Source organism: Microbacterium sufflavum (assembly GCF_023101165.1).
In the GTDB taxonomy this organism is placed as follows: Bacteria; Actinomycetota; Actinomycetes; order Actinomycetales; family Microbacteriaceae; genus Microbacterium; species Microbacterium sufflavum.
Genome location: NZ_CP078076.1, coordinates 1,509,705 through 1,533,135, shown reverse-complemented (window position 1 = coordinate 1,533,135; position 23,431 = coordinate 1,509,705). Strand labels below are relative to the sequence as shown.

General features: G+C 71.3%; 21 protein-coding genes. 7 read left to right on the top strand and 14 right to left on the bottom strand.

Going from position 1 to position 23,431, the window contains the following annotated elements; genetic code table 11:
* Nucleotides 1-17 precede the first annotated feature (17 nt).
* The gene (locus tag KV394_RS07560) at nucleotides 18-1,181 is read right to left on the bottom strand and encodes an acyl-CoA dehydrogenase family protein (RefSeq protein WP_136036768.1); all 1,164 of its coding nucleotides are present in this window, start codon (nucleotides 1,179-1,181) and stop codon (nucleotides 18-20) included.
* Nucleotides 1,182-1,371: 190 nt separating this feature from the next.
* On the opposite strand from KV394_RS07560, the gene KV394_RS07555 reads away from it, so the two are divergent.
* Entirely contained in the window at nucleotides 1,372-1,554 is a 183-nt protein-coding gene (locus KV394_RS07555) for a hypothetical protein (RefSeq protein ID WP_136034009.1), read from the top strand.
* Between the two features lie 13 nt (nucleotides 1,555-1,567).
* Here KV394_RS07555 and KV394_RS07550 read toward each other — a convergent pair whose 3' ends face one another.
* Nucleotides 1,568-2,500, bottom strand: a complete 933-nt coding sequence (locus tag KV394_RS07550) for a M15 family metallopeptidase (RefSeq protein ID WP_247982708.1) — start codon at nucleotides 2,498-2,500, stop codon at nucleotides 1,568-1,570.
* Between the two features lie 74 nt (nucleotides 2,501-2,574).
* Here KV394_RS07550 and KV394_RS07545 point away from each other — a divergent pair, with 74 nt between their 5' ends.
* Both KV394_RS07545 and KV394_RS07540 read left to right on the top strand, forming a co-directional pair.
* Nucleotides 2,575-3,663, top strand: a complete 1,089-nt coding sequence (locus KV394_RS07545; RefSeq protein WP_136034013.1) for an Rv2578c family radical SAM protein — start codon at nucleotides 2,575-2,577, stop codon at nucleotides 3,661-3,663.
* Nucleotides 3,664-3,709: 46 nt separating this feature from the next.
* The gene (locus KV394_RS07540; RefSeq protein ID WP_136045168.1) at nucleotides 3,710-4,249 is read left to right on the top strand and encodes a YaeQ family protein; all 540 of its coding nucleotides are present in this window, start codon (nucleotides 3,710-3,712) and stop codon (nucleotides 4,247-4,249) included.
* Nucleotides 4,250-4,330: 81 nt separating this feature from the next.
* Here the strand turns inward: KV394_RS07540 and KV394_RS07535 are convergent, their stop codons facing one another.
* Nucleotides 4,331-6,598: a DEAD/DEAH box helicase gene (locus tag KV394_RS07535; RefSeq protein ID WP_247982707.1), complete on the bottom strand. Its 2,268-nt coding sequence runs from the start codon at nucleotides 6,596-6,598 to the stop codon at nucleotides 4,331-4,333.
* Nucleotides 6,599-6,863: 265 nt separating this feature from the next.
* Here KV394_RS07535 and KV394_RS07530 point away from each other — a divergent pair, with 265 nt between their 5' ends.
* Nucleotides 6,864-7,760, top strand: a complete 897-nt coding sequence (locus KV394_RS07530) for an aldose 1-epimerase family protein (RefSeq protein ID WP_247638272.1) — start codon at nucleotides 6,864-6,866, stop codon at nucleotides 7,758-7,760.
* A 93-nt stretch (nucleotides 7,761-7,853) separates the two neighbouring features.
* On the opposite strand, the gene KV394_RS07525 is transcribed toward KV394_RS07530, so the two are convergent.
* The 9 genes from KV394_RS07525 to KV394_RS07485 form a co-directional block, all read right to left on the bottom strand.
* Entirely contained in the window at nucleotides 7,854-11,063 is a 3,210-nt protein-coding gene (locus tag KV394_RS07525; RefSeq protein WP_247982706.1) for an efflux RND transporter permease subunit, read from the bottom strand.
* Between the two features lie 16 nt (nucleotides 11,064-11,079).
* Nucleotides 11,080-11,667 carry a TetR/AcrR family transcriptional regulator gene (locus KV394_RS07520; RefSeq protein WP_136031399.1) on the bottom strand — a complete coding sequence of 196 codons (588 nt, stop codon included), beginning with the start codon at nucleotides 11,665-11,667 and terminating at the stop codon, nucleotides 11,080-11,082.
* An 84-nt stretch (nucleotides 11,668-11,751) separates the two neighbouring features.
* A complete protein-coding gene (locus KV394_RS07515) occupies nucleotides 11,752-12,933 on the bottom strand; it encodes a Gfo/Idh/MocA family protein (RefSeq protein WP_205812839.1) in 1,182 nt (393 codons plus the stop codon).
* A 42-nt stretch (nucleotides 12,934-12,975) separates the two neighbouring features.
* Entirely contained in the window at nucleotides 12,976-14,031 is a 1,056-nt protein-coding gene (locus tag KV394_RS07510; protein ID WP_136031394.1) for a LacI family DNA-binding transcriptional regulator, read from the bottom strand.
* 3 nt (nucleotides 14,032-14,034) lie between these two features.
* Nucleotides 14,035-14,925, bottom strand: a complete 891-nt coding sequence (locus tag KV394_RS07505; RefSeq protein ID WP_247982705.1) for a carbohydrate ABC transporter permease — start codon at nucleotides 14,923-14,925, stop codon at nucleotides 14,035-14,037.
* On the bottom strand, nucleotides 14,918-15,880 hold the full coding sequence (locus tag KV394_RS07500; RefSeq protein ID WP_136031392.1) for a carbohydrate ABC transporter permease: 963 nt from the start codon (nucleotides 15,878-15,880) through the stop codon (nucleotides 14,918-14,920). The genes KV394_RS07505 and KV394_RS07500 overlap by 8 nt, the downstream gene beginning before the upstream one ends.
* 4 nt (nucleotides 15,881-15,884) lie before the next feature.
* Entirely contained in the window at nucleotides 15,885-17,147 is a 1,263-nt protein-coding gene (locus tag KV394_RS07495) for an ABC transporter substrate-binding protein (protein ID WP_247982704.1), read from the bottom strand.
* A gap of 110 nt (nucleotides 17,148-17,257) precedes the next feature.
* Nucleotides 17,258-17,617, bottom strand: coding sequence for a fluoride efflux transporter FluC (locus KV394_RS07490; protein WP_136031388.1), 360 nt, complete (start codon nucleotides 17,615-17,617; stop codon nucleotides 17,258-17,260).
* The gene (locus tag KV394_RS07485) at nucleotides 17,614-17,988 is read right to left on the bottom strand and encodes a CrcB family protein (protein ID WP_247638266.1); all 375 of its coding nucleotides are present in this window, start codon (nucleotides 17,986-17,988) and stop codon (nucleotides 17,614-17,616) included. The genes KV394_RS07490 and KV394_RS07485 overlap by 4 nt, the downstream gene beginning before the upstream one ends.
* An 86-nt stretch (nucleotides 17,989-18,074) precedes the next feature.
* Between KV394_RS07485 and KV394_RS07480 the strand changes: the two genes are divergently transcribed.
* On the top strand, nucleotides 18,075-19,601 hold the full coding sequence (locus tag KV394_RS07480) for an FAD-dependent oxidoreductase (RefSeq protein ID WP_247982703.1): 1,527 nt from the start codon (nucleotides 18,075-18,077) through the stop codon (nucleotides 19,599-19,601).
* A gap of 247 nt (nucleotides 19,602-19,848) precedes the next feature.
* A complete protein-coding gene (locus tag KV394_RS07475) occupies nucleotides 19,849-21,189 on the top strand; it encodes an MFS transporter (protein WP_247982702.1) in 1,341 nt (446 codons plus the stop codon).
* A gap of 127 nt (nucleotides 21,190-21,316) precedes the next feature.
* On the opposite strand, the gene KV394_RS07470 is transcribed toward KV394_RS07475, so the two are convergent.
* Together KV394_RS07470 and KV394_RS07465 are read right to left on the bottom strand one after the other, a co-directional pair.
* Nucleotides 21,317-22,117 carry a nitroreductase family protein gene (locus KV394_RS07470; RefSeq protein ID WP_136031382.1) on the bottom strand — a complete coding sequence of 267 codons (801 nt, stop codon included), beginning with the start codon at nucleotides 22,115-22,117 and terminating at the stop codon, nucleotides 21,317-21,319.
* Nucleotides 22,118-22,121: 4 nt separating this feature from the next.
* Complete coding sequence (locus KV394_RS07465; RefSeq protein ID WP_247638255.1) at nucleotides 22,122-22,493, bottom strand: hypothetical protein; 372 nt, start codon at nucleotides 22,491-22,493, stop codon at nucleotides 22,122-22,124.
* A 146-nt stretch (nucleotides 22,494-22,639) separates the two neighbouring features.
* Here KV394_RS07465 and KV394_RS07460 point away from each other — a divergent pair, with 146 nt between their 5' ends.
* Nucleotides 22,640-23,401 (top strand): dienelactone hydrolase family protein, encoded by a 762-nt coding sequence (locus KV394_RS07460; protein ID WP_247982701.1) that lies wholly within the window; start codon nucleotides 22,640-22,642, stop codon nucleotides 23,399-23,401.
* Nucleotides 23,402-23,431 lie beyond the last annotated feature (30 nt).

Sequence of the window (23,431 nt, the reverse complement as noted above, 5' to 3'; positions counted from 1 at the left end):
GCGGGCTGGAGGTGGGGTCAGCGCTTGCCGGCGATCTGACGGCCGACGATCTCGCGCATGATCTCGTTCGTCCCGCCGTAGATGCGGTGCACGCGCGCGTCGAGGAACGCCCGCGCGATGGGGTACTCGGTGATGTAGCCGTAGCCGCCGTGCAGCTGCACCCCGGCGTCGAGCACCTCCCACTCGCGCTCGGTCGCCCAGAACTTGACCTTCGCGGCCTCCTCGGCCGACAGCTTGCCGTCCTTGTAGGCCAGCAGCGCGCGGTCGATGTAGGCCCACAGCGCGTCGACCGTGGTGGCCATGTCGGCGATCTGGAAGCGGCTGTTCTGGAAATCGATGATCCGCTCGCCGAACGCCTCGCGGTCGCGGGTGTACGCCACGGTCCAGTCGAGGGCGGCCTGCGCGGCGGCGGCACCGGCGACCCCGATCGACAGGCGCTCGAGCGGCAGGTTCATCATCAGTTGGATGAAACCCTTGCCCTCGACGCCGCCGATGAGGTTCTCCTCCGGCACGAACACGTCGCTGAACGACAGCTCGGCGGTGTCGTGCCCGTGGAAGCCCATCTTGCTGAGCTTCTTGCCGTGCTCGAAGCCCTCCATGCCGTCTTCGATCAGCACGAGGCTGAAGGCGTCGGGGCGGTTGCCCTCGCCGGTCTTGACGAACGTGACGACCAGGTCGGCCGTGGCGCCGGACGAGATGAACGTCTTCGCGCCGTTCACGAGGTACCCGCCGTCGACCTTCTTGGCGGTGGTCTTGATGCCGCGCAGGTCGGAGCCGGCGCCCGGCTCGGTCATGGCGAGCGCACCGACGACCTCGCCGGTGGCCATGCGCGGCAGCCACTTCTGCTTCTGCTCCTGCGTGCCCATGTGCACGAGGTAAGGCACGGCCAGGTCGTCCTGGATGCCGAAGGCTCCGGCGAGAGAGCCGGCGCCGGCGGCGATGACCTCTTCGTTCACGATCGCGCGGAAGCGGTAGTCCTGCAGCATGCCCGCGCCGCCGAACTCCTCGGGGACCGACAGGCCGATGATGCCCGCCTCACCCGCGGCGCGCATGGTGTCGCGGTCGACCTCTCCCGCGGCGTCCCACTTCTCGATCGCCTCGCCCGTCACGTGGCGCTTGACGAAATCCTTGACGAGGTCCCGGAAAGCCTCGTGGTCCTCTTCGTAGATGTCGCGTTCCATGCCGTCCTCCCGAACGTGTCGTGCCTCATTGCTCCGGCGATTCTACGGCCGACGGCGGGCCCGGCAGGGGACATTGTGAGAATGCATCCCACGGATCGTGACACTCGGTACCGGGGTTGTGGGAAGCCTCAATCGGCTCATCGACGGCGCGCCGGGACGCGGCGGGATCGCCGACCGGGAGACTCGGGGCATGCAGGAAGTCTGGCCGTACATCACCGCCCTGTGGTTCACCGTCGCGCTCCTCGCCGGAGGATTCGCCCGCACGCGGGGGCGCTCGGCGTGGGTGTGGTTCCTGCTGACGCTGTTCACCGGACCGATCGCGGCGTTCCTCCTCGTCGTCTGGCCATCCGTCGAGACGCGCAGCCCGCGCTGAGGGCAGCCGGGCGTCAGTGCGCGTAGTCGGGCGCCGCGGGCAGCCCGAAGAACTCCTCGAGCGTGTGATACCCGCCCTCGTGGTACGCCGCCGCGAGGTCGACGCCGACGTACCGCAGGTGCCACGGCTCGGGTGCGTAGCCGGTCACGGGCGTGCCGACGTCTTCGTAGCGCACGATGAAGCCGAACTCCCAGGCGTGCGCGGCGACCCAGTCGCTCTGGCCCGTGCCGCCGAACCCGTCGAGGCCGCCGCAGCCCGCATCGCACGCCACCACATCCAGCGCCAGGCCGGTCTGGTGCTCGCTGTGCCCGGGGCGCGCCGAGCCGGCGTCGGCCTCGGCCTGCCCCTGGGCACGGACGTGCGAGTCGTAGGTCGAGACCTGGAGCCCGTACGAGCGGTAGCCGTTGTTCGCGCCCAGCCGCCCGACGCCTGCCGCCTGAGCGGCATCGGCCATCGCGCCGACGGCGGCGGCCACGTCGGGGCGCACGAGGCCGGAGGGCGTGGTCATCTGCACGGGCACGGCGTCGAGGAGCGCCGGCTCGTAGTCGGCCGGGGTCAGCGGAAGACCCTTGTTCACGACGACCCAGACGCGGGCGGGGTCGGTCAGCGAGATGCACGGCGCGTTGCCGGCGACCACCGCCTCGCGGAACGCCGCACCGCCACCGAACCCGGCGATCGTCGCCGCGTCGTCACCGTTCGCGATGGCCTGCTGCACTCCGGGCTCGGCGCACGGGTCGGCCGCGGGGATCGCCGCCGTCCGCACCGCCGGCACCTGCGCGACCGCGACGGGCCGCGGCATCGCGTCGGCCGCCGACGAGGGGAGCACGGGCGTCGAGGCGATCGAGAACAGCACGCCGAGCGCGGCGACGGCCAGCCCCACGGGCAGCGCGGGACCGGAGATCGGGGAGCGCGGAGCCGCATGCTGGGCAAGCGGCGGAACGGTCATTGCCTCATTCTCTCATTCGAAGATCTCTGCGATGCCCGCTTGTGCTTTCTTCGTCTTTCTGTTCGAATGAGGGGATGCGGTGGCAGGGGCAGAAGCTGGGCGACGTCGACGAGGCGGCGCTGCCCGGGCTGGAGGAGCGCCGCGGCGTGCTGCGCACCGTGAAGACCCCGGCGTTCGAGGGCATGACCTTCCATGAGGTGCTGTCGAAGTCGGCTCTCAACCACGTGCCCGGCGCCTCGCGCATGCCGTTCGCCTGGACCATCAACCCCTACCGCGGCTGCTCTCATGCCTGCACGTACTGTTTCGCCCGCGGCACGCACGAGTACCTCGACCTCGACGGCGGCGCCGACTTCGACTCGCAGATCGTGGTCAAGGTCAACGTGGTCGAGGTGCTGGAGCGAGAGCTGCGGCGGGGCAGCTGGAACCACGAGACCGTGGCGCTCGGCACGAACACCGATCCGTACCAGCGCGCGGAGGGCCGCTACGCTCTCATGCCCGGCATCATCCAGGCGCTCGCGACCTCGGGCACGCCGATCTCGATCCTCACCAAGGGCACGCTGATCCGCCGCGACATCCCCCTGCTGGTGAAGGCGGCCGAGCGGGTGCCGGTCGACGTGCAGATGTCGATCGCGATGTACGACGACGCCCTGCAGAAGGCGATCGAGCCGGGAGCGCCCACCACCCAGGCGCGGCTCGACACGGTGCGCGCCCTGGCCGATGCCGGGTTCCCCGTGACCGTGTTCCTCATGCCGATCCTGCCGCACCTCACCGACTCGGTGGAGGCGATCGACACCGGCCTCCGCCGCATCAAGGAGTCGGGGGCACGCACCGTCATCTACGGGGCGCTGCATCTGCGGCCGGGGGTCAAGCCGTGGTTCTTCGAGTGGCTCGAGCGCACGCGCCCCGACCTCGTGTCGTCGTACCGCGGGCTGTACCCCGGCGCGTCGGTCGAAGCCCCCAAGCCCTACCGCCAGTGGCTGGCACGGCGGGTGCGACCGCTCATCCGCCTGCACGGCCTCGACGCCCGGCACGAAGACGACTACCCCCGCCGCGGGTTCCGGCCGGGGCAGGGGCACACCGCGTCGAGCACGCCGACCGCCGGCACGGTCGCCTTCCGACAGACCGGGCCCGCCGCGACACCCCCGCAGCCGATGCTGTTCTGAGCCGTCCGGTCGGGAGGGCCTCCGGGGCCGCGTAGGCTCGGGGATCATGGCGATCGGTTCCACCCTCCACACGTTCGACGTGCAGCTCGCCGACACCGATCGCGGGGTCTACGACGACTACTCGCTGCGGGTGGCGCGGCATCCCTCCGAGACCGACGCCTACATGCTCACGCGGGTGCTGGCGTACGGGCTCGAGTTCGGCGAGGGCATCGCGTTCGGCGGCAGCGTGTCCGACACCGAGGAGCCCGCGGTGCTCGTGCGCGACCTCACCGGGCGGATCGTCACCTGGATCGAGGTCGGCGCGCCCGACGCGGAGCGCCTGCACCACGCCAGCCGTCTCGCCGAGCGCACCGTGGTGTACACGCACCGCGACCCCGCGAAGGTGATGGCGCCGTGGGCGGACAAACGCATCCACCGCGCCGAGGACATCCGCGTCCACAGCTTCGACCCCGGGTTCATCGACACCGTGACGCCGCACCTGGAGCGCCGCAACACCCTGACCCTCACCGTGACGGAGCGCGTGCTCTACCTCGACCTCAACGGCACGAGCCTGGTGACCGCGCTGCACGAGCACGAGCTCGGCTGACACCCCGGGTGATGCCGGGGTGCGAAGCGCGGAAAGGCCCCGGAGACCGAGGTCTCCGGGGCCTTTCCGATCCGAAGGCGATCAGGCGGTGAGGTCGGCCGTCGACGGCTGACGCCCGGCTATCTCCTCGATCACGTCGTCGTCCAGGCGGGCGTTCTCGAACGGCGCCTCGATCTCCGCACGCTCCAGCAGCTCGTTCATGCGACGCTGGCGCTGACGCGTGATCAGCGTCACCACGCGACCCGAGCGACCGGCGCGGCCCGTGCGACCCGACCGGTGCAGGTAGGTCTTGTACTCGTCGGGGGCGTCGGCCTGCACGACCAGGTCGATGTCGTCGACGTGGATGCCGCGCGCCGCGACGTCGGTCGCCACGAGCACGTTCACGCGACCCGAGGTGAGCTTCTCGAGGTTGCGCGTGCGCTTGGCCTGGTTCAGGTCGCCGTGCAGCGACACCGCCGGGATGCCGGCGTCGTCGAACTGCTCCGCCAGCATCTCGGCGTAGGCGCGGGTGCGGGCGAACACGAGCGTCTTGCCCTCGCGGTCGACGAGCGACGTGAGGATGTCGGCCTTGTCGCGGTGCTCGATCACGAGCACCCGGTGCTCGATCGTGCTCGACTCCTGGTCCTCCCCGGCGACCTCGTACACGGCCGGGTCCACGAGGAACTCGTCGACGAGCGCGGCGACCTCGCGGTCGAGCGTCGCAGAGAACAGCAGCTTCTGGCTGCCCACGGCAGTGCGGCGGAGGATGCGCTGCACGGGCTCGACGAACCCGAGCTCGCACATGTGGTCGGCCTCGTCCAGCACCGCGATGCGGCAGTCGGACAGGTCGAGCTTGCCCTGGTTCATCAGGTCCTCGACGCGTCCGGGCGTGCCGATCACGATGTCGACGCCCTTCTTCAGCGCACCCACCTGGCGGCCCTGCGGCACACCGCCGTAGATCTGCGTGGTGAACAGTCCGACGCTGCGGGCGATCGGCTGGATCGTGCGGTCGATCTGCAGCGCGAGCTCGCGCGTCGGGGCGAGGATGATCGCGCGCGGGGCACGACCGAACTCGCGGCGCTTGCCCGCCTGCGACTGGAGCACGCGCTCCACGAGCGGCGCGCCGAACGCGATGGTCTTGCCGGAGCCGGTGCGACCGCGGGCGAGCACGTCGCGCCCCTCCAGCACGGCCGGGATGCTGGCCGCCTGGATCGGGAAGGGCGTCTCGGCGCCGAGGTTCTTCAGCGTCTCGGTGATGTTCGAGCCGAGCCCGAGGTCGGCGAAGGTCACGTTCTCGACCTCGACGGCCTGCACGGCCTGCGCTTCGAGGCGCTCGTGCACCACGTCGGCGCCCGGGGTGAAGACGTCCTTGGGCTTGGCGTTCCAGTCGCTGCGGCTGGGGCGCTCCTCCCGACGCGGACGCTCGGTGCGGTAGGCGCCACCGGTCGAGGCGCGGGGACGCTCCCGCTCCCCGTCGAACGCGCGCTGCGTGCGGTCGCGGTCGAAGGCCCGGCGGGCGCGGTCGGCGTCGTACGAGCGCTCGGGGCGCGAGGGACCGCGGTCGTTCGAGCGGCCCCGGTCGTCGCGGTCGTCGCGGCGCGGACGCTCGTCGCGGTCGAACCGCGGGCGGTCCGCACCCCGGTCGGCGTAGCGCGGACGGTCGCCGCGACGGTCGTCGAACCGCCCGGCGCCGCGGTCGTCACGGCGGTCGGTCGAGCGGGCCCGGTCGTCGCGGTCGTACCGGGGGCGGTCGCCGCGGTCGGTCGAGCGGGCCCGGTCGTCGCGGTCGTACCGGGGACGGTCGCCGCGGTCGTTCGAGCGGCCCCGGTCGTCGCGGTCGTACCGGGGACGGTCGCCGCGGCGGTCGTCGAACCGCGGGCGCCCGCCGTCACGGTGGTCGTTGTCGCGGAAGCCCTGACGCTGCTGGCCGCCGCGGTCGTCACGGCGGTCGTCGAAGCGGCCCGCACCGCGGTCGTCGCGGTAGGTGCCGGGACCGGTGGGGCGCTGGCCGCCGCGGTCGTCACGGCGATGCGGCGCCTCGCGGCGACCGGACTCGGCGCGGTTGCGGATGCCGCGGGCCTCGTCGCGGCCCGCGCGCTCCTGCGAGGTCCAGCGGCGCTTGGGCGCGCCCGACTCGGTCTCCTCCGGGCGGTACCCGCGGTGGTTGGGGCTGCGGCTGCCGGGGCGACGGTCGTAGCCGGCGGTCGAGCGGCGGTCGCCCGCGTCGGCCCTGGTACCGCGCTCGTCGCGCGCACCGTCACGCGCGGGCGCACCGCGGTGCCGCTCGTGGAAAGAGGTCTTCTTGGCGCCGTAGCGCGGCTCGAAGTTGGCGGCGGCGCGGCCGCCCTTGGGCTTCTTGTTCTTGGGCATGCGGGGGGGTGTCCTTCTGCGTTCTCGCACGAGAACAGCGCTGCGCACGCGCGCGAGCACTCCGACGGATGCGGAGTTCCGGACGATCTGCGGCCGGGGCCATTCCTGTGATGGTTGATTCACGTCGATCGACGTTCACCATCGGCCCCTGGACTCACACTTCACACACTGAAAAACGTCCGCGCCCTGCGCGGGTGTCCGAAGCCGACCATGCCAGTGTACCGGCCGACCCTGGGAGCGACCCGCGCCCCACTACGATGACGGGGTGACCCCCGTCTCCCCCACCGGCCTCCAGGTGCACCTCGGACTCGGCGAGGTGACAGCGCAGATCGCCCAGGTCGGCGCGTCGCTGCGCTCCCTCCGCATCGGCGAGGTCGACCTCGTGCCCCCGTATCCGCTCGACGCCCCCACCCCGTCGTGCTCCGGCGTCGTGCTCGTCCCCTGGCCCAACCGCATCCGCGACGGCCGCTGGGACGACGAGGGCACGGTCCGCCAGCTCACGGTCTCCGAGCCCAAGACGGCCAATGCCAGCCACGGCCTGCTCCGCTTCACGCCGTACGCGGTCGAGCAGACCGACGCCGCGGCGACCCTGCGCGCCACGGTGTATCCGCAGACGGGTTACCCGTATCTGCTCGAGACCTCGGTCGCCTACGTGCTCACCGCCGACGGCATCGAGGTCACGCACACCATCACGAACTGGTCGGAGTCCGCGGCGCCGGTCGCGCTCGGCACGCACCCGTTCGTCACGATCGGCGACGTCGACCCGCACGAGCTGGTGCTGCGGGTTCCCGCGCAGACCGCCTTCGAGACCGACGACCGCCTGCTGCCGGTCGGCACCCGGCCCGCCGATCCGGCGCTGCGCACGGGGCTGCGCCTGGGCGATGCGACGCTCGACACCGGGCTGACCGATCTCGACCGCGACGCCGACGGCCGCGTGCGCCACACCCTCACCGCGCCCGACGGCCGCACCGTCACACTGTGGCAGGGCGAGGGCTTCGACGTCGCCCAGGTGTACACGGCGCGGAACTACCCCGGCACGCCGCTCGCCGTCGCGATCGAACCGATGACGGCCCCCGCTGACGCGTTCAACAGCGGGATCGGGCTGCGCCGCCTGGCTCAGGGTGAGACCTGGACGCTGGAGTGGGGCATCACGTTCGGCTGAGGCCGACGCACCTCCTCCGATCCGCGCGCGAAGGGCCCCGATCCCCATCGTCTGATGTGCATCGGGGCCCCTTCCGCGGAGTCGTGGTGCGCTCTACTCGCCGTGGTGATCGCGCAGCTCGCGGCGACTGACCGGCGTGCCGTCCGCGTGGACCGTGGCTCCCGCGATGACGGGCTGCGCGGCCGCTCCGGTGGGCGCGTCGGGTGACGCCGGGGCGTCCGGGCCGGAACCGTCGTCGCCCGTGCCGCCGTCGCCCCGCCGTGCGCGGCGCCGCTCCTTCGCGCCCTCGACGAGGTTGTACAGCGTCGGCAGCACGATGAGCGTGAGCACGGTCGAGGAGATGAGTCCGCCGATCACGACGATCGCGAGCGGCTGCGAGATGAACCCGCCGTGACCCGTGATGCCGAGCGCCATCGGCGTCAGCGCGAGGATCGTGGCGAGCGCGGTCATCAGGATGGGGCGCAGACGCTTCTCGCCTCCCGCCATCACCGCGTCAGCGGTCGACAGCCCCTTCTCTCGGTACTGGTTGACGAGGTCGACCAGCACGATCGCGTTCGTGACCACGATGCCGATCAGCATCAGCACGCCGATCAGCGAGGCCACGCCCAGGGGCACGCCCGTCACGATCTGCAGCAGGATGGCGCCGGTCGCCGCGAACGGCACCGACACGAGCAACAGCAGCGGCTGGCGCAGCGACTTGAAGGTCGCGACCATCACCACGTACACGATCAGGATGGCCGCGAGCATCGCGAGACCCAGCTGCGAGAACGAGTCGGCCTGCTGCGAGGCGACACCGCCGACCTCGGCCGAAGCACCGTCGGGCAGGTCGACCGCGGCGATGGCGGCGCTCACCGACTGCGTGGCCACCGCGAGGTTGTCCGACGCGGGCGGGACCGTGACCGTCGCGGTCCGGCGGCCCTGCTCGGTCGTGATCGAGGTGGGGCCGTTGCGCTGCTCGACCGTCGCGATGTCCTGCAGGGGCACGATGCCCGCGGCGGTCGGGATGGCGAGCTGCTGCAGCGCCTCCACGGTCGTCGGCGGCGCGGGGTTCACGAGGTACACCGTGAGAGCGGTGTCGTCGATCTCGACCGACCCGATCTGCTGCGGGCGCATGGTGTTCGACACGATCGAGCCCACCGCGACCTCCGACAGCCCGACCTGGGCCGCGGCCTCCCGGTCGACCACGACCGCGATGTAGGGCAGCGCCTCGGCGAGGTTGTCGGTCACCTGGCCGATGCCGTCGCGCCCGTCGAGCTCCTCCACCAGCGCCGAGGTGGCGGTGGCGAGGTCGTCGCCGTTCGAGGCGGTGACGGTGATCTCGATGTCGCTGGAGCCGAAGCCGGCGGAGGAGGCCACGGTGACGTCTCCGACCTCGTCGCCGAGGCCGTCGATCGCGTCCTGCACCTCGGCGCGCAGCTTCTCCTGGTCGGCGTCGCCGTCGGTGAGCACCGAGTAGGTGATGCCGGCGCCGCCGGAGAAGGCGTCGCGCAGGGCGGAGCCGCTCGACCCGATCGAGGCCTGCACGTGCTCGATGCCGTCGATGTCGAGCAGCGCCTCCTCCACGGGCGCTGCCGCGTCGGACTTCGCCTCCAGGCTCGCGGTCGGCCCGAGATCCTGCGTCACCGTCATGGTGTTCTGCCCGGAGTCGCTGAGGAAGTTCACCTTCATGAGCGGGGCAGCGGCGAGCGTCGCGCCGAGCACGACCACCGCGAGGACCACCGTGAGTCCGGAGTGCTTCAGCGTCCAGCCGAGGATCGGCCGGTAGCCGCGCTGCAGCGCCGTCGGCGGGGCGTCGGGGTGCTCGGGGTCGATCGCGTTCCCGTGCTCGTCGAGCAGCGGCTTGCCGGGCTTGAGGAACCAGTACGCGAGCACCGGCACGATCGTGAGCGCCACCAGCAGCGACGCCACCATCGCGATGGTCACGGTCATCGCGAACGGCCGGAACAGCTCGCCGACCATGTCGCCGACGAACACGATCGGCAGGAACACCGCCACGGTCGTGATCGTCGACGCGGTGATCGCCGCGGCGACCTCCCGCACCGCGAGCCGGATCGCATCGCCCTTGTCGGCGTCGCCGACGTAGTGCCTCTTGATGTTCTCGATCACCACGATCGAGTCGTCGACCACACGGCCGATCGCGATCGTCAGCGCCCCGAGGGTCAGCACGTTGAGCGAGTAGCCGAACGCCTGCAGCCCGATGAACGTGATGAGCACGGAGGTCGGGATCGAGATCGCCGTGACCAGGGTCGAGCGCACCGAGAGCAGGAACACGAGGATCACGAGCACGGCCATCACGAGGCCGAGCAGGCCCTCGGTGGCGAGCGTGTCGATGGACTGCACGATGAACGGCGCCTGGTCGAACACGACCGTGAACTCCGCGTCGGGCAGTGCCTTGCCGATCTCGTCGAGCGCGGCGATCACGCCCTGCGACACCTCGACCGTGTTGGCGGCGGGCAGCTTGGTGATCGAGATCGACAGCGCATCCTTCCCGTCCACGCGGGAGATCGAGGTGACCGGGTCGGACGCCTGGGCGACGGTCGCGACGTCGCCGATCGTGAGGGAGGTGCCGACGAGGGGCAGCGCGGCGATCTCGTCGACCGAGGTGATCTTGGCCCCGGTCTGCACGGTCAGCGTCTCGCCGTTCTCGGTGATATCACCGCCGGGGAACAGCGTGCCGTTCTGCTGCAGGGCCGAGCTGATCGCCTGCGTGCTCTGCCCCTCCGCGGCCAGGCGGCCCACGTCGGGCGTGATGGTGATGCGCTGGCCGACCCCGCCGACGATCTCGGCCGCGTTGACGCCGTCCACGTCCTCCAGGTCGGGGATGGCGACGCTCTCGAGCTGGGCCTGCGCGTTGTCGGCGTCGTCGAAGCCGGTCACGGCCACCTGGATCACCGGGAAGTCGTCGATCGACACCGACAGCACCTGCGGCGTGACGTCCTCCGGCAGCTGCGAGGAGATGCGGTTGATCGCCTGCTGGATCTTCTGTTCGGCCGTGGCGAGGTTCGTCCCGTACGCGAACATCGCCTGCACGATCGACGCATTGGTCGTGCTGGTCGCGGTGGTCGACTCCAGGTCGGGCACGCCCTGGATCGCGGACTCGATCGGGGTGGAGACGTCGTTCTCGACCACCTCGGGCGAGGCGCCGGGGTACGTCGTCATGACCACGAGCGCGGGCAGCTCGAGCGAGGGGATCAGCTCCTGCTTGAGGTTGGTGAGCGCGAGCCCGCCGAACACGGCCGCGACGATCGTCACGAGCGCGATGAGGGCGCGGTTCTTCAGGCTGAGGATGGCGAGTTTCGACAAGGCGTGTTCCTCGGTGTCAGGGGGTGGCTGTCGCAGCGGAGGGGGTGGAGAGGGGATCTCCGAGGATCCGCGCCAGTGCGGTCTCGAGGAAGGACTGATCGAGGCGGTCGTCGCGGATGTGCGTGCTCCACATGACCCCGTCGATGAAGATCATCGCCGCTTTGGCGCGGTCGGCGCCATAGGTCGGCTCGAGCAGGTCGACCAGGCGGTCCGACAGGTGGCGGGCGAGTTCGCGCAGTCGCGGGTCGTGCACGGCCGCCGTGACCACGGCGCGGTCGGCCTGCACGGCGTGGCCGTCTTCGGCGCTCCGGCACACGAGGGCCGCGATCACCCCGGGCCCCGCTCCCTGCTCGGCGAGGGTCTGCCGCACGCCGTCGAGCCGGGACTCGATCTCGTCGGCGAGGGCGCGGAACGCGGCGCCGCGGAGGTCATCGAGCGTGGCGAAGTACTGCGTCGTGGCGCCGAGCGGCACACCCGCCCTGGCGGCGACCATGCGGTGCGTGATGGCCTCGGCGCCGACCTCGACGATCAGCTCGGCCGCGGCGGTCACGATCTCCCGGCGGCGCGCTTCGGGGTCGCGCCGTCGACGCCCGCTCTCCGCCATCCCACACCTCCCGCACACCCGTACATGTACGTTTGTACATTCGCTCCGGTGTGAGGAGCCTGGGAGCCGCGGCTCCGCGTCGGCTCAGGCCGCGGCGGTCTCGACCTGTCCGCGCTCGAAGTAGGCCACGAGGTCGGGGTCGAGCGGCGGCACCGCGATCGCCGAGCCGTCTCCGCGCAGCGACGCGGTCGCGAGGATCCCGGCCGCCACGGCCTCGCGCGCTGCGACCGGCGAGGTCGCGGTGAGCCCGCCGTGTCGCACGAACCGGAGGAACTCGGCGACGAGCAGGGCGTCCGCCCCGTCGTGACCCGCGTCCGGCACCTCCGGCACGATGAAGGTCTCGTCGGCCGGGGCCGCTCCCGCGTGCCGCCGGTTCCACAGCCGCACCTCGCTGCCGGCCACGTCGCCGAGGTTCTCGATGCGGCCCTCGGTGCCGATCACCGTGTAGTTGCGCCAGTAGTCCGGCGTGAAGTGGCACTGCTGGTACGACGCGAGGATCCCGCCCTCGAGCTGCAGGTTCACCATCGAGATGTCCTCCACGTCGACCACGGGGTGCAGCCCGGTGAGCGCCGTGGGCGGCCAGTTGTCCATGCTGAACCAGTCGGGCATCCGCTCCCCCGTGCGGTCGCGGCGGTCGGTGATGTCGCCGTACACGCTCAGCCCGCCCATCGCCGCGACCCGCTCCGTGTAGGCGCCGGCGAGCCAGTGGATGATGTCGAGGTCGTGGGCGCCTTTCTGCAGCAGCAGCCCGGTGGTGCGGCTGCGGTCGGCGTGCCAGTCCTTGAAGTAGAAGTCGCCGCCGTGGCCGACGAAGTGCCGCACCCACACGGCCTTGACCTGGCCGATGCGCCCCTGCCGGATCAGGTCGCGCATCAGGGTGATCACGGGCATGTGACGCATGTTGTGCCCGATGTAGAGACGGGTGCCGGTGCGCCGCGCGGTGGCGAGCATGCGGTCGGCGTCGGCGAGGTCGATCGCGAGCGGCTTCTCGCAGAACACGGGCACCCCGGCCTCCAGCGCCCGGATCGTCAGGGCGGCGTGGGTGTCGTCCGGCGTGAGCACCATGACCGCGTCGACGCCCGAGGCGAGCAGGTCGTCGAGCGAGTCGGTGATGAGGGCGTCGGGCACGAGCGCGCGGGCGTCGTCCCTGGCGCGGGGCGAGAGGTCGCACACCGCCGTGATGCGGGAGCCGTGACCCGGGCGGTGCACCTCCTCGTGGAGGGTGGAGCGCGCGCCGAAGCCGATGATGCCGATGTGGAGGTCCAACAGAAGTCCTTCGTGAAAGTCGATGCAGAGAGGGGTCGCGGCTCAGCGGGCGCGCGGGGCGGGGGCGTCGAGGTCGGTCGAGCCGCCGGGGACGAGCGACCACGGGAACTCGTGCAGGGTTCCCGGCGACGGATCGCTCTCGAGGGCGCGGTCGACGATGATGCGCGCCTGCCGCTCGTAGAAGTCGGTGGGGCCGACCGTGGTCAGCGTCGGGGCGATGAGCCGGGCGTCGGGGGTGTTGCCGACGCCGATCACCGCGACGTCGTGCGGCACCCGCAGCCCGAGCATGTGGGCGGCGTTGATGGCGGCGATCGCGGCGAAGTCGGTCGTGGCGTAGACGGCGTCAGGGCGATCGTCCCGCGACAGCAGCTCGATGGCCGCGGTGAACGCGCTCGCCTGGGTCTCCGCGTAGGTCACGGTCCACTCCGGCGTGCGCTCGATCCCGGCCGCCGCGAGCTTCTCGACGTAGGGCGTGTACCGCGTCACCTGCGTCCCCGCGAGGCGCACGGCCCCCTCCGCGGCGATGCAGCCGATGGCGGTGTGCCGTTCCAGGAGGTGGTCCATCGCGAGCTCGCACCCGGGGATCGCGTCGGAGCGGATCACGTCGAAGCCGTCCGGCTCCAGGTGCTCCGAGAACACGACGAGCCGCTGTCCGCGCTTGACGAGGTCGCCCAGCCGCCGGGCGTCCTCCTCGTCCAGGCCCACCCCGTCGAGGTAGGCCACGTCGCTCTCCACGCGGTCGAGCGCGGCGTGCCAGTCGCCGTCCGCGAGGATCAGCGTCGTCAGGCCGTGCTTGTTGGCCTCGGCGTTCACGGCGTCGGCCACCGCGAGCGACCACGGGTCGCTGAGCATGTGCAGGGAGAGCTGCACCATGCCGCTGCGCCCGGTGCGGATGGCCCGCGCCGCGGTGTTCGGGCGGTAGTTCAGCTCCTCCGCCGCGGCGAGCACCCGGGCGGCCGTGGCCTCGGCGACCCCGGCGCCGCTGGCACCCGCGCGTCCGGAGAACACGTACGACACGGTCGCGGTCGACACCCCGGCGCGCTCGGCGACCATCCGCAGGGTCGGGCGGCGGGCCGGGACGTGTTCACGCTGTGCCATGACTCAGCCCTTCGTCCCGCTGAACGCGATGCCCTGGATGAACTGCCGCTGCAGGATCATGAAGGTCACCAGCATGGGCAGCGTCGCGAGCAGGGCGCCCGCCATCAGCACCGGGTAGTCGGTGCCGTGGATGCCGACGAGCTGGGAGAGCCCCACCGACAGCGGCATCTTCGCGGGGTCGGTGGTCACGATCAGCGGCCACAGCAGATCGTTCCAGGACCACAGCACGGTGAACACCACAAGTGCGATGATGCCAGGCTTCGCGAGCGGAACCATGATCCGCCAGAAGGTCTGCCACGGATTCGCGCCGTCGATGCGCGCCGCCTCCTCCAGCTCGGCGGGCATCGACAGGAAGAACTGCCGCATCAGGAAGGTGCCGAAGGCGCTGAAGATGCCGGGCACGATGAGCGCCTGGAGCGTGTTGAGCCAGCCGAGCGACTGGATGATCTCGTACTGCGGCAGCAGGTAGAGCTGCGACGGCACCATCAGCACCGACAGGAACACGACGAACAGCGCATTGCGGCCGGGGAACGGGATACGCGCGAAGGCGTAGCCGGCCATGGTGCACAGCGCGACCTGCCCCACGGTGCGGCCGACCGTCAGCAGCACCGAGTTGAGGAACATCTGGCCGAACGGCATCGAGTCGAACACCTCGGCGAAGTTCGTGAAGACCCACTCGCGCGGCAGGAACGAGGGCGGCACCTGCACCGAGTCGGACAGCGTCTTGAACGAGGTCAGCAGCTGCCAGACGAACGGGAACACCATGAGCACGGCGCCGAGGATCAGCACCACGTGCACGATCCACAGCCCGCGGTTGCGGGGGCGTCCGGCGACGCGCGAGCGCGTGGACGCGGCGCCGACCACGGCCCGGGTGTCGAGGGAGACGTCACTCATAGTGCACCCACTTCTTCTGGAGCCGGAACTGCACGATGGTCAGCACGAGGATGATGAGCAGCAGCAGGAACGCGACGGCGGCCGCGTAGCCGCGGTCGTTGTCGAGGAATCCCGCTTCGTAGAACAGGTAGACGACCGTGCGGGTGTTCGGCATCGCGGGGTTGCTGCGGCCGAGCATCATGTAGACGAGGTCGAACACCTGGAGCGCGCCGATCACGCTGATCACGCTCACGAAGAAGATCGACGGCGACAGCAGCGGGATGGTGATCGAGAAGAACTTCCGCACGGGTCCGGCGCCGTCGAGATCGGCCGCCTCCATGATCGTGTCGGGGATGCCCTGCAGCCCGGCGAGGAAGATGACGATGTTGGTTCCGAGTCCGGCCCAGATGCCGACCACGGCGATCGCGACGAGCGCGGTGTTCGGGTCGGTCAGCCAGCTGCGTCCCTCGATGCCCACCGCGGCGAGCGCGGCGTTGAGCACGCCGTAGTCGCCGTTGTAGATCATGCGCCACACCAGCGCGATGGCGGCGGGCATGGTCACGACGGGGATGAAGTAGAGCGTGCGGTAGGCGCTGCGCCCCTTCAGGCCGGTGGTGTTGAGCAGGGCGGCGATGCCGACGGCGATCGGGATGCCGATCAGGGCGATCACGGTGTAGACGGCGGTGTTGCGCAGCGCGCCGAGCAGCTCGGGGTCCTGGAGGAGTCGCGCGTAGTTGTCGAAGCCGATCCACTCGGAGCCGCCGAACGGGCCCGATTTGGTGAACGAGATGATGAGCGTGCGCACGGTCGGCCACAGGTAGAACACGGCCAGGCCGAGGGCGGTGGGGCCGAGGAACACCAGGGCCCACCAGGGCGAGGCGCCGGGGGTGCGGCGCCGGCGGCGGACACCGGAGGGGCGGGCCTCCGGTGTCCGCTCGGCCGTCGGCGCGACCGCGCGGGGCGCGATGACGGTCATGCGCTCACTCCTCCTCGGCGTCCAGCGCGGTCTGCATCTGGGCGGCGAGGTCCTTCAGGCCGTCCTTCGGGGTGACGGCACCCGACCACACCTGCGACAGCACCTCGCTCTCGATGCTGGTCCACGCCGAGGTGTTCTTCGACACGGGGTAGGGCACGGCGGTGTCGAGCGCGTCGATGTACACCTGGAGGTCGTACTGCGGGAGGGCGTCGACCCAGGCCTGCTGGGTGCCGTTGAACGCGGGGATCACGGTGCCGGTCTCGGCCTGGATCTTCGCGGCCTGCTCCCCGCTGGCGAAGGCGGCGAAGTCCTGGGCGGCGTCGAGGTGCGGGCTCTTGGCGTTGGCGACGTTGCCGACGCCGTGGATCACGCTCTGGTTGCCCTCGGGCCCGGCCGGCAGCGGGGCGACGTCGACCGTGCCGCCGATGTCGGCGTTGTCGGCGTAGGCGATGGCGGCCCAGGAGCCGTTCTGGAACATCGCGACCTTGCCGGAGAGGAAGAAGTCCTCCGGGTTGGTGTCGGTCATCTGCTGCGCGGTGGGTGAGGACCCGTCCGCGATGAGGTTCGTCCACAGCTCGATGCCCTCCAGCGCCTCGGGCGAGCCGTAGCCGCTCTCTGTCCCGTCGGCGGAGATGACCTCGCCGCCGGCCTGGGCGATCGAGTTGTAGAAGTTCTCCTGGCCGTACTGGCTGGCGGCGATGCCGTACTGGCCCGTGGCGGGGTCGGTGAGCTTCGCGGCCGCGGCGGTGAAGTCGTCCCACGTCCAGCCGGCGCTCGGGTACTCCACGCCCGCGGCGTCGAACAGCGCCTTGTTGTACCAGAGGGCGACGGTGTCGAAGTCCTTCGGGGCGCCGTAGAGCTTTCCGTCGTAGGTGTACAGGTCGACGAGACCCTGCGGGTAGTCGGAGGCGTCGACCCCGTCGAGCGGGGCGAGCTGGCCGTTGGAGGCGTAGAGCTGGAAGTTGGGGCCGTTCATCCAGAAGACGTCGGCGGCGGATCCTCCGGTGACGGCGGTCTGGAGCTTGGTGAAGTATTCCTTGTAGGGCGTGACCTGGATCTCGATCGTGACGTTCGGGTGCTCCTCGGTGTAGGCGGCGGCGATGTCCTCCATGGCCGGCTTCTGGTTCTCGTCCCAGATGGCGTAACTGAGGGTGATGTCGCCGTCGGACGACTCCCCGGTGGCGGAGGAGGAGCAGGCCGACAGCGCGAGGACGGCGGCCGCCGAGGCGGCGATGGCGCCGAGGGCGCGACGGGTGGTGCGGGGCATCGAGGTCTCCTTTGACGGGTGCACGAGCGGGTGGAAAGCAGTGTTAACCGTTTAGCGTTAAACGATTAGCATGAGAGTAGCGGCGCCCACCGGCACTGCGCAAGGGCGGATCAGAGAAGCGCGCCGAGGCCCAGGCCGAGCACGGCCGCGAGCAGCCCGAGCAGCAGCATGCCGACCGCGTCGAACACCGCCGCGGGCTTCGCGCCGTCGCGCCACAGGGCCACCGCGTCGAGCATGGCCGTGCTGAACGTGGTGTAGCCGCCCAGCAGCCCCGCCCCCAGCACGAACGCCTGCTCGGGCAGCGCGGACGTCACGAGGCCGAGCGCGAACGACCCGCTCAGGTTCACCGCCAGGATGCCCCACGGGAAGCGGCGCCCCGCGAGCCGTGCCACCCCGAGGTCGAGCAGGTAGCGCAGCACCGCACCGACGCCGCCCGCGAGCGCCGCCGCGAGGAACAGCAGCGGGCTCACGACGCCCCTCCCCGCCGGGGTCGTCCGAGCCGCAGGCCGAGCGCGGCGGCAGCGAGCCCGAGCACCAGGCTCCCGGCGGCGTAGGCGGCCGCGAGCAGCGGGGCCGTGTCCCACAGCGCGACCGTCCCGGTCATGAAGGCACTGTAGGTCGTGAAGCCGCCCAGCACCCCGGTGCCGAGCAGCAGCCGCAGGTCGGCCGAGGCGGGGAGCCGTGCCGCCACCACCCCGATCAGCAGCGCCCCGAGGAGGTTGGCGAGCAGCACCGCGAGCGGGAATCCCCCGGGGTCGGGCAGCGCGAGGCCGAGCGCCAGCCGCGCCGCCGTGCCGACCGTGCCGCCCAGGGCGACGAGCAGCACGCGGCGGAGGTTCACGTTGGCCACTGTACTGCCGCATGACAGCGCGACCGTCCGTTGTCAAGCCGCTGGGAGCCCGGCCGCCGCCGTCGTTCACTGGTCGCATGATGCCTCTCTGGAAGGTCGACCAGGCCGCGCCCCTCGGCACCCCCTTCGACCCGGGTGCACGGCACGACGTGATCATCGTCGGCGCGGGACTCACCGGGCTCTCCACCGCGGTCATGCTCACGCGCGCCGGTCTCGATGTCGCGGTGCTCGAGTCGGGCGCGATCGCCGAGCTGGCGTCCGGCGGGAACACCGGCAAGCTGTCGCTGCTGCAGGGGAAACAGCTCGCCACGATCCGGCAGCACCACGGCGCCTCGCTCGTGCAGGCCTACGTCGACGCGAACCGCGCCGGCATGGACTGGCTCACGGGCTTCGCCGACAGCGCCGGGGTGTCGTACACGCAGCGCACCGACCACACGTACGCGCAGAGCGCCGAGGGCATGGAGTCGGTACGCGACCAGCACGCCGCAGCGCGCGAGGCCGGACTGCCGACGCGGCTGCTCACACCGCACGAGCTGTCGACGCCGTTCCCGGTCGCGGGCGCGGTCGCTCTCGATCACCAGGTCACGATCGACCCGGTCGCCGTGGCCGACGCCCTGGCGAAGGAGTTCGTGGCGAACGGCGGCACCCTCCACACGGGCGTCCGGGTCACCGGGGCGCATGCCCTCCCCGACCCGCGGGTCGAGACCGCCGCCGGGCCGATGTTCGCGGAGCACATCGTCCTCGCCACCGGAACCCCGATCCTGGACCGCGGTCTGTACTTCTCCAAGGTGGCCGGGATGCGCTCCTACTGCGTATCGTTCCGGGTGTCCGGGGGCGTGCCGGAGGGCACGTTCATCTCGGCGGACAGTCCCACGCGGTCGATCCGGCCGGTGTCGCACGCCGACGGCCCCGGGGGCACGGCGCAGCTCGTCGTGGGCGGCAACGGCCACCCGGTGGGGCGCTCGGACGGCGAGACCGCGGCCATCGACGACCTCGTGTCGTGGACGCGGCTGCACTTCCCCGACGCGGAGGAGACGCATCGCTGGTCGGCGCAGGACTACCAGTCGCACAACCTCATCCCGTTCGTGGGGGCGCTGCCCCGCGGACTCGGCCGCATCCGGTTCGCGACGGGGTACGCCAAGTGGGGGCTGTCGAACGCCCCGGCCGCGGCGCTGCGGCTCACCGAGGAGGTCATCGGCACGAAGCGCAGCGAGCGCCCGTCGTGGATGATCCGCATCGGCACGCGGCTGACCGTTCCCGCCGATCTGGCCCGGGGCGCGGTCGAGGGTGTCAAGGTGGCCGCGGCGGCGACCAAGGGCTGGGTGGATGCGGAGGCCACGCCCGTGCCGGTGCCGCAGCCGGCGGAGGGCGAGGGCGTCGTGGCGAACCGGGGCGGGCGACCCGTGGCGATCTCGACGGTCGACGGCGTCACCCGTGCAGTGAGCGCCGTGTGCACGCACCTCGGCGGGGTGCTCGACTGGAACGACGCGGAGTGCACGTGGGACTGCCCGCTGCACGCCTCCCGCTTCGCCGCGGACGGCACGCGCATCGAGGGGCCGGCGCTGGAGGACCTGCGGTCGTTCCCGCGCACGACCGAGCCCTGAGCCTCAGCGGGTAGAACCTCACGAGGTCTCTCCCGCGGTGCTACCCGGCCCCGTCCAGGGTGCGGCATTCGCGGCCCGGGGTGGTATCGTCTCGCCTCGTAAGGTGCAGCGGCTTCCAGCCGTGTCGGGACTTCCGGCCAGCACGGCGCTCCACCCCGGAGCGTCTGAACCTCTCATCAGAGAGCTGTTTGCTGTGCGTGAAAACACTTACCCTTCCCCTCTCGCTCGTTGGCTGATCTTCGCCGTCGTGCTCGTTGCAGACGTCATCGACCTTCTGAGCTCAACCGTCACGAACATCGCCACGCCTTCGATCCTGGAAGCGTTCGGCGCTCCGGACTGGCTGGCTCCCTGGCTGGGCGCGTCCTATGCGCTCGCCCTCGGCTCCATGCTGGTTCTCGGCGCCCGTCTGGGCGACCGGCACGGAGCTCGTCGGGTGTTCCTGATCGGCCTGTGCGGCTTCGGGGCGGCATCCGCCCTGTGCGCGTTCGCCCCCACCGCCGGCACGCTCGTGTTGTTCCGCGTCATCCAAGGCGCGTTCGGTGCACTGATGATCCCGCAGGGCTTCACGCTCCTGCTGCGCTCCTTCCCGCGAGACAAACTCGGTCCCGTCTTCGGACTGTTCGGCCCGCTCATGGCTGTCAGCTCGATCAGTGGTCCCGTCCTCGCCGGACTCGTCATCTCAGCCGACCCCCTCGGCCTTGGCTGGCGTGCCGTGTTCGTCGTGAACGTTCTCGTCGCGGCCGCCCTGCTCGTGCTTGCCATCCGCACGTTGCCCCGAATCGAGGCCGATGCGGCGGTCACGCTCGATCCTCTGGCGGTGATCCTCCTCAGCGTCGGGCTGCTCGGCGTCCTCGGCGCGCTGACCCTGCTCCAGGCGCCGCTCACGCCGTGGTGGCCTGTTCTCCTGGGCGCGCTCGGGATCGCCGCACTGGCCGCGTTCGTGGCCCAACAGCGTCGAGCACGGCACCCGCTGCTCGCGCCGTCACTCTTCCGCAAGCGATCCTTCACCGCGGGGGTCGTCGTGGGCGTCGGGTTCTTCGCCGTCACCGCGGGAGTGCTGTTCGCCACGACGCTCTATCTGCAAATCGGACTCGGCCTGGCCGTGCTTCCCGCAGCAGCTATCGTCGCGGCCGCGTCAGTCGGGATCATCGCCGCGTCCTTCTCCACGCGTGCGCTCATCCCCAAGCTCGGTCGACGTCTCCTGCTCATCGGCCTGGTGCTGCTCCTCGTCGGAGTCAGCGGCTACCTCGCGGTCATCGCCCTCGCCAGCGGCTCGCCGTGGCTGGTGGCGATCCCGCTGTTCATCTGCGGTCTGGGGATGGGATGCGGGTTCGGAACCGTGTTCGCCGTCGCACTGGGCGACGTCGACGACTCCGAAACCGGGAGTGCCAGCGGAGCGCTGAATGCCGCGCAGCAGATCGCGACCGCGATCGGTGCTGCCGTCATCTCGATCAGCTACCTCGGCGCAGCCGGGGGCACCTCACCACAAGCCGGGCTCTTGGTCTGCTTGTTCATCGTGCTCGTCTGCACCGCGCTTTCGCTGCTCACCCTCCCCCTGCTGCCACGCCGTGCAGCTGGCACCCACTGAAAGCACCAGCTGGCCGGCCGCGGCGAACAGCGCGGCCGGCCAGCGTCCCGAAACCATCACGCACCGAGACAGGCCCGAAAGCACTCCCCGACTTTCGCCGCCACCCGATCCGGCCCGCGCGAACGCGTCAGCGCAGCGGCTCGTCCCACCCCTGCTGCGGGGTGTCGCAGCTCTCGCGGAACACGTACTGCGACGCGAGCTTGCGCTGGCTGCTCGACCAGTCGATCGCCGGGCGCCGCTGCTCGGGCGGCAGGTACCCCAGCCGGTACACGGCCATGAGCTCCAGGTCGTCGGGCACGCGCAGCAGTGACACGATCTCGTCCCAGCGCCCCGGCACCTCCATCGGGAAGGAGATGAACTGGATGCCCATCCCGAGCTCGACCGTGGTGAGCCACACGTTCTCCATCGCGGCCCCCATGCTGAACACGGAGTAGAACGACGACAGCTGTCCCGGCCGGTATTCGCTGCGGTCGAGCATCACCCCGAGAAGCAGCGGCGACCCTGCCACGAGCTTGCGGTTCTCCGAGCCCAGCGTCTTCGGCACCCCGAACGTGTTCATGAGCGTCTGGCCCCGCTTCGTGAACACCTGCGAGGTGAACGGCCGCAGCGGAGCGGGGAGCTTGTCGAACAGCATCCCGCTGCGCTTCTGCTCCATCTCCTCCTCGCTGAACCGGAAGTACGGCTTGTAGCGCTCGAAGAAGGTGCCGTTCGACATCGCCTCGGTCATGCTCTCGCCCGAGATGCGCGCGATCTGCTCGATGGTGTCGCGGTTCTCGATCACCACGAAGCGCCACGGCTGGCTGTTCAGCTGCGACGGCGCCCGCCCTGCCGCCTCCAGCAGGATGCGCTGGTGCTCCTCCGACACGGGGTCGGGCAGGAACGGGCCGTTGGTGGTCTTGCGGCGGCGGATGGCGTCGAGGAGTTCCATGCGTTCACTTCCGGTCGGCGGAGCGGGAGAGCAGCAGTCCCGCGAGGACGAAGGGCGCGGCGGCCAGCGCCACGAGCGGGTGGCGGCGCGTGTGCGTGCCGAGGTACGGGATCGCGGCGAGCGGCGCGGCCGCGGGGAGCAGGGCGAGGGCGGCGCGGCGGCTGGGGCGACGCGGCTCGCCCCACAGCCCGGCGCTGGCGGCGAGCGCCGCGGTCGCGCAGGTGGCGATGTAGAGCGCGTGGTGCAGCCACCGGAAGTTCCGGGTGTCGACCAGGCGGAGGGCGACCGAGGCGCCGAGGGCGCAGTTCGCCGTGTAAGCGGCGGCCGCGGCGACGAACAGCGGCGCGGCGTTCGAGCGCCGACGTCGGTGGACCATGACCCGACCCTACGCCCGGGCGTCGCCGCGGAGCGCCCCCTTGCGCGCCGCCGTCCGGATTCGGTACGGCGTCCGCCCTCGACCGCGCGGTAGCCTGGGAGCCCGTGCCCGAGGCGAGGAGGTGGTGTCGGCCGAAAGGTACGACCATGACCATGCACTTCACCTCGGCGCCGCGTCTCAGCGACGGCGTCATCGAACGCGAGTTCGTCCTCGGGGGCGTCCCCGGCGTGCTCTGGACCCCCGTCACCGCCTCCCCCGACACCCCCGTTCCGCTCGTCCTGCTGGGGCAGCCCGGCGGCTTCGGCCTGCAGCGCATGCGCGCTCGTCTCGCCGGCCGGGCGCGGGCGTGTGCGGCCCAGGGGTTCGCCGCCGTCGCGATCGAGCTTCCCGGCGCCGGCGAGCGTCCCCCGCTGCCCGGCGCCGCCGAGGCCCGCACCGACCTGGTCCGCGCTCTCGCGGCGGGTGAGAAGCCCGGGGAGGACGTGATCGATCGGCTGATCCTGCCGCTCGTCGACGCGGCGGTGCCCGAGTGGCAGCGGACCATGGACGCGGTGCTCGCACTGCCGGAGATCGGCGAGCGCGTCGGGATCTCGGGCGGGGTGATCGCGGTCGCGACGCGCCTGGCCGCTGTCGACCCGCGGATCGTCGCCGCGGGCCTGTTCGCCGGGAGCTACGTGCCGCGCGCGACCTTCGCCGAGGCCCGACGGATCACGATCCCCGTGCACGTGCTCCTGCAATGGGACGACGAGGGCAACGACCGCGCGATGGCGCTCGAGCTGTTCGATGCGTTCGCCTCGGCGGAGAAGACTCTCCAGGCGAACCTCGGCGGCCACACCGGTGTTCCGGCCTTCGCCGCGGAGGACGCCGCTCGCTTCTTCGCCCGTCACCTCGGCTCGGCGTCCGGCTGAGCCTGTGCCTGTCGCCCCGCTCCCGGTGAC